Source organism: Solemya velum gill symbiont, assembly GCF_002020255.1.
GTDB lineage: Bacteria > Pseudomonadota > Gammaproteobacteria > Chromatiales > Chromatiaceae.
The window spans coordinates 1-11823 of record NZ_MPQG01000009.1 but is presented as its reverse complement, the minus strand read 5'-3'; the positions used below and the strand labels follow the sequence as shown (position 1 = coordinate 11823).

Annotated in this window: 10 protein-coding genes; 7 read left to right on the top strand and 3 right to left on the bottom strand. The window is 52.2% G+C overall.

Annotated elements, in window-relative coordinates; all coding sequences use genetic code 11:
• The first annotated feature begins 88 nt into the window (after nucleotides 1–88).
• Nucleotides 89–1285 (top strand): formate-dependent phosphoribosylglycinamide formyltransferase, encoded by a 1197-nt coding sequence (gene purT, locus BOW06_RS07490; RefSeq protein WP_043115713.1) that lies wholly within the window; start codon nucleotides 89–91, stop codon nucleotides 1283–1285.
• A 4-nt stretch (nucleotides 1286–1289) separates the two neighbouring features.
• On the top strand, nucleotides 1290–1928 hold the full coding sequence (locus BOW06_RS07485; RefSeq protein ID WP_078454603.1) for a DsbA family protein: 639 nt from the start codon (nucleotides 1290–1292) through the stop codon (nucleotides 1926–1928).
• Between the two features lie 52 nt (nucleotides 1929–1980).
• Here BOW06_RS07485 and BOW06_RS07480 read toward each other — a convergent pair whose 3' ends face one another.
• Complete coding sequence (locus BOW06_RS07480; protein ID WP_043115716.1) at nucleotides 1981–2388, bottom strand: hypothetical protein; 408 nt, start codon at nucleotides 2386–2388, stop codon at nucleotides 1981–1983.
• A gap of 68 nt (nucleotides 2389–2456) precedes the next feature.
• Nucleotides 2457–3233: an enoyl-ACP reductase FabI gene (locus BOW06_RS07475; RefSeq protein WP_043115717.1), complete on the bottom strand. Its 777-nt coding sequence runs from the start codon at nucleotides 3231–3233 to the stop codon at nucleotides 2457–2459.
• Nucleotides 3234–3405: 172 nt separating this feature from the next.
• Here BOW06_RS07475 and BOW06_RS07470 point away from each other — a divergent pair, with 172 nt between their 5' ends.
• The 5 genes from BOW06_RS07470 to BOW06_RS07450 are packed head-to-tail and all read left to right on the top strand — an operon-like array spanning nucleotide 3406 to nucleotide 10347.
• Nucleotides 3406–5520, top strand: coding sequence for an ABC transporter substrate-binding protein (locus tag BOW06_RS07470; RefSeq protein WP_078454618.1), 2115 nt, complete (start codon nucleotides 3406–3408; stop codon nucleotides 5518–5520).
• Entirely contained in the window at nucleotides 5517–6494 is a 978-nt protein-coding gene (locus BOW06_RS07465; RefSeq protein ID WP_043115718.1) for an ABC transporter permease, read from the top strand. The genes BOW06_RS07470 and BOW06_RS07465 overlap by 4 nt, the downstream gene beginning before the upstream one ends.
• The gene (locus tag BOW06_RS07460) at nucleotides 6494–7891 is read left to right on the top strand and encodes an ABC transporter permease (protein ID WP_043115720.1); all 1398 of its coding nucleotides are present in this window, start codon (nucleotides 6494–6496) and stop codon (nucleotides 7889–7891) included. The genes BOW06_RS07465 and BOW06_RS07460 overlap by 1 nt, the downstream gene beginning before the upstream one ends.
• Entirely contained in the window at nucleotides 7891–9873 is a 1983-nt protein-coding gene (locus tag BOW06_RS07455; protein WP_078454602.1) for an ABC transporter ATP-binding protein, read from the top strand. The genes BOW06_RS07460 and BOW06_RS07455 overlap by 1 nt, the downstream gene beginning before the upstream one ends.
• A gap of 27 nt (nucleotides 9874–9900) precedes the next feature.
• Nucleotides 9901–10347 carry a YaiI/YqxD family protein gene (locus BOW06_RS07450; protein WP_043115722.1) on the top strand — a complete coding sequence of 149 codons (447 nt, stop codon included), beginning with the start codon at nucleotides 9901–9903 and terminating at the stop codon, nucleotides 10345–10347.
• A 35-nt stretch (nucleotides 10348–10382) separates the two neighbouring features.
• Here the strand turns inward: BOW06_RS07450 and BOW06_RS07445 are convergent, their stop codons facing one another.
• On the bottom strand, nucleotides 10383–11726 hold the full coding sequence (locus tag BOW06_RS07445; protein ID WP_052131984.1) for a LysM peptidoglycan-binding domain-containing protein: 1344 nt from the start codon (nucleotides 11724–11726) through the stop codon (nucleotides 10383–10385).
• Nucleotides 11727–11823 lie beyond the last annotated feature (97 nt).

Sequence of the window (11823 nt, the reverse complement as noted above, 5' to 3'; positions counted from 1 at the left end):
GATAGACGCCATATGGCATTGCCATGTGGCGTTTCTCGTTCTTCGGTAGTACTCTATGCACCCAGATGCATTGAACAGAATCGATTAAATGATCAAAATTGGCACACCGCTGTCACCGACAGCCACCCGCGTCATGCTTCTAGGTGCTGGAGAACTCGGCAAGGAAGTCATCATCGCCCTGCAAAGACTTGGAGTTGAAGTCATTGCTGTCGACCGCTATGAAAACGCCCCGGGACACCAGGTCGCACACAGATCCTACACGATTGATATGGCTGACCCGGACGCACTCAGAAGCGTTGTCGACAAAGAGCAACCACAGCTGATTGTTCCAGAAATTGAGGCCATAGCGACTGATGAGCTGCTCAAGATCGAGGCAGAAGGGCGTAGCAAGGTCATCCCTGTCGCACGTGCCACACGCCTGACAATGAACCGTGAAGGTATCAGGCGCCTCGCAGCTGAAGAACTGCAACTGCCCACATCAGGTTACATCTTTGCCGATTCCTATGATGAACTTCAGGCAGGTGCAAAACGCATCGGATACCCCTGCATCATCAAGCCCGTCATGTCCTCATCCGGCAAGGGACAGTCGATGGCAACAAATGAAGACGAACTGCATCGCGCCTGGAATTACGCGATGGAAGGCGGGCGTGTTAATCGCGGACGTGTCATCCTTGAAGAAAAAATCGATTTTGACTACGAGATTACACTGCTCACGGTGCGCTCAAACGATGCAGAGGGTGAAATTGTCACAAGCTACTGTGAGCCTATCGGCCACCGCCAGGAAGAGGGCGACTATGTCGAAAGCTGGCAGCCACAGCAGATGAGTGAAGCCGCGCTGACGAGATCAAAAGAGATTGCCAGTGCGATTACATCAGAACTCGGTGGTTGCGGTATTTTTGGCGTTGAACTCTTTATCAAGGGCGACAAGGTGTGGTTCTCGGAGGTGAGTCCTCGTCCACATGATACCGGTATGGTCACAATGGTGACACAGTACCAGAATGAATTTGAACTGCATGCGCGGGCCATCCTCGGTCTGCCGGTCAATACCGTCATGCACGCAACAGGTGCAAGCGCTGTGATCTACGGCGGTCTGGATAGCAAAAGCACTGAGTTTTCAAACCTTGCTGCCGCCCTGGCTGATCCTGATACCGACCTGCGCCTGTTTGGTAAACCTGAATCCTTCGTCAGGCGCAGAATGGGCGTGGCTCTGGCACGCGCCGAAAACACCGATGCTGCACGCAAAAAGGCGAAAAAAGCCGCTGACACCGTCAAGACATCCGGATAACAGCATGAAGCAGAAGCCAATACTTTATTACACCTATGATCCAATGTGCAGCTGGACCTACGGCTTTGAGGCAACGCGCAGAGAACTATTTGAAAAGCTCGGTGACAGTGTCGAGATCGAATTCCTGGTTGGTGGTCTTGCACCTGATTCAGATGACCCCATGCCTGAAGAGACTCGCAGCTTCCTGCAACAGACATGGCACAAAATCGAGCAGCGAGTTCCCGGCGTACATTTCAATTTCGACTTTTGGGAAAAAGCCAAGCCACGCCGTTCTACCTATCCGGCATGCCGTGCGGTGATCGCCGCACGCCACTTCGGTCCGGAGTATGAAGGGCTGATGACGGCTGCAATCCAGCGCGCCTATTACCAGGAAGCCAGGAATCCTTCTGATGATTCGACACTGATCGAACTTGCAGCAGAGACTGGACTGAATGCGGATGAATTTGCCGGCGTTCTGAGTGATCCGGCTACACAGCAGAAGTTGCTTGAAGAAATTGGCAAGTGCAGGGCAATGAAGCAGGACAGTTACCCGAGTTTGCTGCTTGAAGTTTCAGAAACTTCCCGCTGGCAGATTGCCATCGACTACAACAACGAAGAGACAATGCGCGAGATGATTGTTTCAGTGCTACGAAATGAAGGCTGACTGACTCTCAACCAGCCCGGTGAGGTTATCCCCGGTCGGGGATAACGCCTGCCTACCTCTTCTGCTGCAGGATAGAGAGCTCCTGAGCACAGGAACGCCACACCTTGATGAGTTCCTCGTTCTCGGTATTCATTCCGGCAAGGTCGGTGCGTAACTCTTCTGACAGCCTGTTAGCCAGATTCAGGTCACCCTTTGTCTTTAGTAATTCAGCTTGAAGCTGACCGATTTTCTCATACAGTTTATCCACTTCTGACTGCTTGTCGATTCCCGCCTGCATGAATGCCTGCACCTCATCCCTGTGCTGCTGTGTGAAGTCGGCTTTCACTGCCTGTAACTCCTCAGTACTACTCTTGGCACATCCTCTCAGGAGAAGAAACGAGGCAAGAATCATTACAACGATAAAAAGCCATAAGGGTGTCACTGTAACGCTTTCTTTGCTAGAAACTACCGGGTTAGACATGTTCAGCTCAGTATCCTGTTCAACAGTTTAATCAATTGATCTGCTTTATTTTAGGCTTTGAATCGGCCTTACGCCATACCAAGGATATGGTATCCCGAGTCGACATAGAGAACATCACCCGTAATGCCGGAAGCAAGGTCAGAACAGAGGAATGCCGTCGCGTTACCGACTTCATCTATGGTGACATTACGGCGTAACGGTGTCTTGCCCTCGGCCTCGGCGAGCATGCCCTTGAAACCACTGATGCCAGCTGCTGCGAGTGTACGAATAGGACCGGCCGAAACAGCATTGACACGAATCCCTTCAGGCCCAAGTGAATCTGCCAGGTAACGAACATTGGCCTCAAGTGCTGCCTTGGCTACACCCATGACATTATAATTTGGTACTGTGCGTACGGCGCCGAGGTAGCTCATGGTAACGATCGAACCGTTACGCCCCTGCATCATGGAACGACCCGCCTTGGCCAGCGCAGCGAGGCTGTAGGCGCTGATATCGTGTGCAACGGCAAAACCTTCACGAGAAACGGCATCAATATAGCTACCCTCGAGCTGATCACGTGGTGCAAAGCCGACCGAGTGGACAATCGTGTCCAGTCCATCCCATTTTTCACCGAGCGCCTTGAATACGGCGTCAATTTCTTCATCCGAGGTGACATCGAGCGGCAGCACAATATCGGAGCCGCACTCTTCTGCAACACCTTCGACACGACTCTTGAGTTTGTCGCCCTGGTAGGTAAAGGCCAGCTCGGCACCTTCACGTGCCATTGCTTTTGCAATACCGTATGCAATTGACTTTTTACTTGCTACGCCCACGATGAGGACGCGTTTATTATCGAGAAATCCCATTAATCAAACCTTGCTTTGTAGTTGTTACTGACAATTTTCGTCGAGAATGCGATGATTGTGCCATTAACCCGCAGCGCTGTCGCGCCATAAAACAGATAGTGTATTGAAAGCCGAACAAAAAACAAAGAGCTCTGCATGGATTGGAGGTATCGCACTGCTACTGGCGAGCTTCATGCTGTCCGCCTGTGGGCAGGCGTGGAACAATCCCTATCCGCAGTCACAGGCAGGTAAAAACATCTATTACAGCGCATTTGGCGAGCGTCCAAAACACCTGGATCCGGCACGTTCCTACTCGTCGAACGAGTGGTCATTCCTGTCGCAGATCTATGAACCGCCGCTGCAGTACCACTTTCTCAAGCGTCCCTATGAACTGGTACCTCTGATGGCCAGCAAGATGCCCGAGGTTGTTTTTCTCGATGCTGACATGCAGCCGACTGATGATCCACAGCAGGTCGCATACACTGACTACCTGATTAATCTGCAGCAGGGCGCCCGTTACCAGCCGCATCCCGCCCTGGCGACTGATGCCGAAGGAGAACCTCGCTATAACGCAAAATGGCCCGGGCTTGAAGATGTTCACACGCTTGCTGATTTTGAGCATACGGGAACACGTGAGGTCACTGCAGAAGACTATGTTTACCAGGTCAAGCGCCTGGCCTCACCTGAACTCCATTCTCCGATTGCCGGGTTGATGAAAGAACATATTGTTGGCTTCGAGGCGTTCCAGAAGTCTGTTTCACAAGCCTACGAGAAACTCAAACAGAAGACGGGTGAGAAACACCCCTGGCTCGATCTCAATGGATATCAGATGGAAGGCGTCTCCGCGCTTGACCGGTATAACTACCGTATCCGTCTTGAAGGGCTTTATCCGCAGTTCATCTACTGGCTGGCGATGAATTTTTTCTCACCCATGCCATGGGAGGCTGAGCGTTTTTACCATCTGCCTGGACTGAAAGAGAACAACATCACGCTTGACTGGTTTCCGATTGGAAGCGGCCCCTACATGCTCACGGAGAATAATCCCAACCTGCGCATGATCCTGCAGAAAAATCCCGAATTCCGCGGTGAAACCTACCCGGTAGAAGGCGAGGAGAGTGATAAGGCCAGTGGCATACTTGATGATGCAGGGCGCGACTTACCCTTTATCGACACGGCGATCTACAGTCTCGAAAAGGAGTCGATTCCGCGCTGGAACAAGTTTCTGCAGGGCTTTTATGACCTCTCAGGCATCGGTTCCGACAGCTTCGACCAGGCTGTGCAGTTTGGCGGTAGCGGTGAAGTACAACTGACAGAGGAAATGCGTCAGCAGGGCATCGAACTGCAGACCTCCTCGGCGACCAGCATTTTCTATTTTGGTTTCAACATGAAAGATCCGGTTGTCGGAGGTGACTCACAGCGTGCGCGCCTGTTGCGCCAGGCAATCTCGATAGCTGTCGACTACGAGGAGTTTATCTCGATTTTCCGTAATGGCCGCGGTGTGCCTGCCCAGGGACCATTGCCACCCGGTATTTTCGGCCACCGTGAAGGCAGCGAGGGAATCAACAAGGTGGTTTTTCGCGAAGTAGATGGCAGGCCGGTACGCCGTTCAATCGATGAAGCGAAAGCACTGCTGGCACAGGCCGGATATGAGAACGGTATCGATCCTGATACGGGCAGCCGCCTGACCCTTTACTATGATTCGACCGCCACTGGTCCGGATGACAAGGCGCTGCTGAACTGGTATCGCAAACAGTTTCAGAAACTAGGTATCGAGCTGGTGATTCGTGCCAGTGACTACAACCGTTTTCAGGACAAGATGGCAAAAGGTACAGCACAACTCTTCACCTGGGGGTGGAATGCCGACTATCCGGATCCGGAAAACTTCCTGTTTCTGCTTTACGGGCCAAACTCGCGTGTTGATCATCATGGTGAAAATGCTGCCAACTACAACAACCCGGAATTCGATGCGCTGTTTGATCGCATGAAATACCTTCCAAGCGGTGAAGAACGTCAACAGATAATTGACCAAATGGTAGAAATTCTGCACAAGGATGCACCATGGGTGTGGGGTTTTATCCCGGTGGATTATGTTTTGCGTCACCAGTGGTATCACAATACCAAGCCCAACCTAATGGCGAACAACACGCTCAAGTACCGACGCATCGATACCTCGCTGCGTGATCAGAAACGCGTCGAGTGGAATCCACCGATCCTGTGGCCGCTGTTGCTGATTGCTGTTATTTTTATTGTCACACTGGTTCCGGCCATTATGCTTTATCGCCGACATGAGAGGAGCAGGGCACGATGACCGCCTATATTATTCGTCGTATTCTCTACGCGATTCCGATCCTGATCGGTGTCAACCTGATCACCTTCGTGCTCTTTTTCATGGTCAACTCGCCTGATGATATGGCGCGCATGCACCTCGGCGTTAAGCGCGTGACGCCGGAGTCAATCGAGCAGTGGAAGGTGGAGCGCGATTACGACAAACCGCTGGTCTTCAATGTCGAGGAAGATGGCAGCGACAGATTCACACAAACAATTTTCTACCAGAAGTCCCTGGCACTGTTTGCCTTCGATTTCGGCTCTTCAGACAGTGGGCGTGATATCAGCTATGACATTAGCCAACGCATGTGGCCAAGCCTCGCAATTGCATTGCCGGTGTTGATCGTGGGGCTGTTGACCAACATCAGTTTTGCACTGCTGCTGGTCTTTTTCAGGGCAACCTATGTCGACTTCATGGGGGTTGTTCTGTGTGTCATCATGATGTCGATATCGGCACTCTTCTATATTATCGGTGGCCAGTTCCTTGTCGGCAAAGTTTTGCACCTGGTGCCTGTCTCGGGTTTCGGGGAGGGCATCGCTGCATGGAAGTTTCTTGTGCTGCCGGTTCTGATCGGCGTGATCGGTGGTATCGGTGGCGGAACGCGTTTTTATCGCACCCTGTTTCTCGAGGAGGCACACCGCGACTATGTCCGCAGTGCACGTGCCAAGGGACTCTCCGAGATCAAGGTCCTGTTTGGCCATATCCTCAAAAATGCCATGATTCCGATACTCACCGGTGTGGTGGTGGCCTTGCCTCTGCTCTTCATGGGAAGCCTTATCACCGAGTCTTTCTTCGGTATTCCCGGACTTGGTAGCTATACGATTGATGCCATTAACAGCCAGGACTTTGCTATCGTGCGCGCCATGGTGTTTCTTGGCTCGGTACTCTATATTCTTGGCCTTGTGTTGACGGATATCTCCTACACACTGGTTGATCCGCGAGTGAAACTGAACTGATGGTCTGGCTCTGGACTGACATACTCATCTGGCTGCTGGTGGTGCTGTGCATTATTGGCGGCTACTACAGTTCAAAGCACCCACATCTGCGTGAGCCCTGGAAGCGTGTTGCTCAATCATCCGTGGCTGTTGCATCGGGCACCTTCCTCGCCGCATTTATCATCGTTGGCCTGCTCGACTCGTTGCATTTCAAGGCAGGAGAGAATGATCCGGACCACGGAGAGGTCATCAGCGCGCTTGACGTGGTGATGCGCCCACTACGCAAGAACCAGGAAAAGACCTATTCTGCACCTTTTGCCCTGCATCTCTTCGCCAAGGAGACTGTCGAGATGCCTGATGGCTCACAGCAGCGTATCTATCCTCGTCTGAAACATGGGGGAGCCCACCTTGAAAGTGAAGAGGAGAGAGCTGCCGATATCTACCAGAACGTCATCTCCGCATTGCTGATGGCACTGATCACCTGGATGATCCTTGTCGCAATGGTCGGACTATGGCGCAGCGAGGGGCGTACCTTCAAGGAGACCATCTCGGTATGGATCTGCGTACGCTGCCGTGTGCAGCTCGGTGTATCGAAAGGCTTCCCGTGGCCGACACTCTTGTGGACTGCCATGCTGCTGCTGATCCTGCTTTTCCTCATGATCACACTCGGCGGCAAATACCATATTCTCGGAACCGACAAGGTTGGTGAAGATGTTCTCTACCAGGCATTGAAAAGTATTCGTACCGGACTTGTGATTGGCACCCTGACCACCATGGTCATGCTTCCTGCTGCAATTCTCCTTGGTGTTATGGCCGGCTACTTCCGTGGCTGGATCGATGATGTCATCCAGTATCTCTATACAACCCTGAACTCCATTCCCGGGGTACTGCTGATAGCAGCCTCCGTGCTCATGCTACAAGTCTACATGGACAATCATGCAGATGAGTTTGCATCTGTGATTGAACGTGCCGACCTGCGACTCCTGTTCCTGTGCATCATCCTCGGTATCACAAGCTGGACCGGTCTGTGCCGCTTGTTGCGCGGCGAGGCGATGAAAATCAGGGAGCTGGACTATGTGCAGGCATCACAGGCGTTTGGCGTTTCTCATATGCGCATCCTGATGCGTCACCTGGTACCCAATGTCATGCACATCGTACTGATTACCATTGTGCTCGATTTCAGTGGACTGGTACTGGCTGAGGCCGTGCTCTCCTATATTAACATCGGTGTGGATCCGACCACGCAGAGTTGGGGCAACATGATCAACAGCGCGCGCCTTGAGATGGCACGCGAACCGGTCGTCTGGTGGTCCCTGAGTGCTGCATTGATATTCATGTTTACCCTGGTTCTCTCTGCCAACCTGTTGTCTGACAGGGTGCGTGATGCCTTCGATCCCAAGCTGCGAGGTATACAGTAATGACCGATTCCCTGCTGTCGATACATAAACTGACCACGCAGATCGGTCGCGATGACGGTGCGATCATTCCGGTCAGCTCAGTCAGTTTCGACATACACCCCGGTGAAACTTTCGCCCTGCTGGGTGAGTCGGGATGCGGAAAATCGATGACAGCACTGTCGGTCATGCGCCTGCTGCCACCCGCAGGAAAAATCACGGAAGGCGAAATTTTTCTCGACGGCATCAACCTACGCGATCTCCCGGAAGTCGACATGCGCGCACAACGGGGCGGCAATATCGGCATGATATTCCAGGAGCCGATGACATCGCTGAATCCTGTTCTCACTGTCGCATACCAGGTCGGTGAGGCGGTTAAACTCCATGATGAGGAGCATGCAGGTGATATTGATGCACGCGTCCTTGAGCTGTTGCAGCAGGTCGGCATTCCTGACCCCGAACGTCGCATGAGTGAGTATCCGCATCAACTTTCGGGTGGTATGAAACAGCGTGTCATGATCGCAATGGCACTTGCGGGCAGACCCAAACTGCTGATTGCCGATGAACCGACAACGGCACTGGACGTCACCATACAGGCACAGGTTCTGGATCTGTTGCGTGACCTGCAGAAACGTACGGGCATGGCAATTCTTCTGATTACCCATGATCTCGGTGTTGTTGCTGAAACTGCCGACAGGGTAGGCGTCATGTATGCTGGTGAAATTATCGAGACTGCACCAGTCGATACATTCTTTGCCGAACCACAACACCCCTACAGCCAGAGACTCTTTGATGCATTGCCTTCAGTCGAGCGCAGGAACCGGCCATTAACTGCAATAGAGGGTAATGTCCCATCGCTGGCTGAAACTTTTCGTGGCTGTCGCTTCAGAAGCCGTTGTGATGTTGCCAAGGAGATCTGTGCGACTGAACTGCCACCGTGGCATGGAGACCAGGAGCATGGCTATCTGTGCCATCTGCAGCAGCTCAGATCAGAATCAATCGAAGCCCCGCAGGAAGCATCCATAAGCGAACAAGAACCAGGCAAAAATGTTCTCAGGGTAGAGCAGATGCAACTCTACTTCCCGATTAAAAAAGGGCTGTTGCGTCGCACCGTCGGGCATGTCCGCGCTGTCGATGGAATCGATCTTGATATCAGCAGCGGCAAGACAGTGGCACTGGTTGGTGAATCTGGCTGCGGCAAGACAACAGTAGGGAAGGGCATACTACAACTGTTGCGTCCGACTTCCGGCTCGGTACAACTCAATGGCACTGAACTGACCAAACTGAAAGGTGAAAACCTGCGCAGTCTGCGTGCGGGTATGCAGATGATATTCCAGGACCCGGCATCCAGCATGAATCCTCGTATGACAGTCGAGGCGATCGTCTCGGAAGGATTGATTGCACAGAAAATTGGCAAGGACCGTAGTGAACGACTTGAACGGGTCAAGGCAATACTCGACAGGGTAGGACTGCCTGAACGATTCATGAAACGTTATCCGCATGAGTTCTCTGGCGGACAGAGGCAGAGAATCGCCATCGCCCGGTCATTGGTACTGCGTCCTGACCTGCTGGTCTGTGATGAGCCCACCAGCGCACTCGATGTCTCGGTGCAGGCGCAAATACTCAACCTGCTCAAGGAGATTCAGGATGAGGCAAAGATTGCCTACCTCTTTATCACCCATAACATCTCCGTGGTCTCCTACCTGGCGGATGAAGTCGCCGTTATGTATCTTGGTCGCATTGTAGAGCAGGGTGATGTCGATACTGTTCTGGGTGATCCAAAGCATCCGTATACGCAGGCACTACTGTCAGCCGTACCGGTCGCAGACCCGCAGCGTGAACGCGAGATCATACGCTTGCCGGGTGACATGCCGTCGCCAGCCAATCCACCATCCGGGTGTCATTTTCACCCACGTTGCCCAAGAGCGACTGATATCTGCAGCCAATCATGGCCAGAGCTGAGTAAGAGCGGTACTCACAAGGTCTGGTGTCATCTACATGGCTAGTAACACCAATATGGTTGAAGAAAGAGAATGAAAATCTGGGTTGATGCGGACGCCTGTCCGGTTGTTATTAAAGAAATTCTGTTCAAGGCAGCAAAACGTACCGGTGTCTGGCTGACCTTTGTTGCCAACCAGCCGATCAGGGTACCGAGCCTGCAAAACATCACATCGATTCAGGTGCCTCCCGGCTTTGATGTGGCTGACAACGAAATCGTTCGGCTTGCCGAAAAGGATGACCTCGTCATTACCAGCGATATACCGTTGGCTGCAGAAGTGATGGAGAAGGGCGCGCATGCGCTGAGTCCGCGCGGTGAAGCCTACTCAACAGAGACAATCAAGTCGCGTCTGTCGATGCGTGATTTCATGGAGACCATGCGTGCCAGTGGTGTGCATTCAGGTGGGCCACCACCTCTTGGGAATGCTGAGAAACAGGCGTTTGCGAATCACCTGGATCGGATGCTGACCCGTTACTTGTAGGAGAGCGAGGGCAAATGAAGCGTCCCGATCAGGCCTTACGCCTTGCGGGACTTGGGTATCTTGAGTCTCTGTCCAGGCTTTATCTTGGTGCTCTTACCCATACCATTGTGCTTCTGCAAGGCCTTGACTGATATGCCGTGACTACGCGCGATGCCATAAAGCGTATCGCCTTTTCTCACCTTGTAACTACCCGAGCTGCTTCTTTTCGTTGATTTTCTACTGCTCGATTTCGAGGCAACACGTCTTGTTGTTTTACCAACCTTCAGTCTCTTGCCGATACTCAGGTGATTACTGCGCAGCCTGTTCTGTTTCTTGAGACTTGCAATCGAAACGCCAAACTTGCGAGAAATCTTGTATAGCGAATCTCCCTTTCTGACCTTGTAATAACGGATCCTGGGACGTGCTTTTGCTTTCGCCTCGGCAACGACTTTATTCCAGTCCTTCTCTTCAAGGTCGGGTAACACGCTTTTAAAGCTTGCGACATGGTGCTCAGGCACCAGAACTGTGCTGGAGTGAGAGGGCGTGATGCCTTTGACGAAATGCGAGTTGAGTCGTGTGAGGCTACCGCTGTCAATTTCAGCCTTATGTGCGGCCTGCTTGATATCTATCGATTTATTCAGGGCGATACGCTCGATAACCCGCCTGTTGGGAATCGGTTCGATCGAGACGTTGTAACGTTCAGGATTCTTGATCATCAGGGCGAGGGCATAGATCCTCGGCACATAATCCATAGTCTCTTTACGAATCTTGAGAGACCAGAAGTCTGTCGGTTTGCCCTGTTTTGCATTTTTCTTCATCGCGCGACGGATGGTTCCTTCTCCGCCGTTATAGGCAGCAATCGCAAGGTTCCAGTCACCATCAAAGTAACGATGCAGATATTCAAGATAATCGAGTGCTGCACCGGTGGACTTGTCAGGATCACGGCGATAATCAATCAGTTCGCTCTGTGAGAGACCGTAAGCACGTCCTGTGCCTCGTACAAACTGCCACAGGCCTGCTGCACCCGAACGGGAGTAGACGTGAGCCTGGTAAAGACTTTCGATAGCCGGTACCAGGGCCAGTTCCATAGGCAAGTTACGACGCTCGATTTCCTCGACGATATCGAAAAGATGAACACGCGCATTGTCCTGTATTTTTTTGAGAGTGCGTGGATTCGCCTGAAAGTGAGCAATCTGTCCCTTGACTCGTGCATTCATCGGCTTGTTGATTTTCATGCCGTGTTCAACACGTGTCCAGAGGTTCCCGCCACCACTGACACTGCCAAGAAAGTGATCATTGTAACTTCCACCGCCACCGAGGCCTACGCAGCCGCTCAGAAAGGGAAGGGAGAGTGCAAGCACAAGGATATAAAAACGACTGGTCAGGAGCTTGTTATACATCGCGGATTCAACTCACTAGTGCAACGGATGGGTTAATCCCGAAAAATACTTGATTGGGCGTTTTAATGCCAAGACATTTTCGGGGACGATTGTTCAG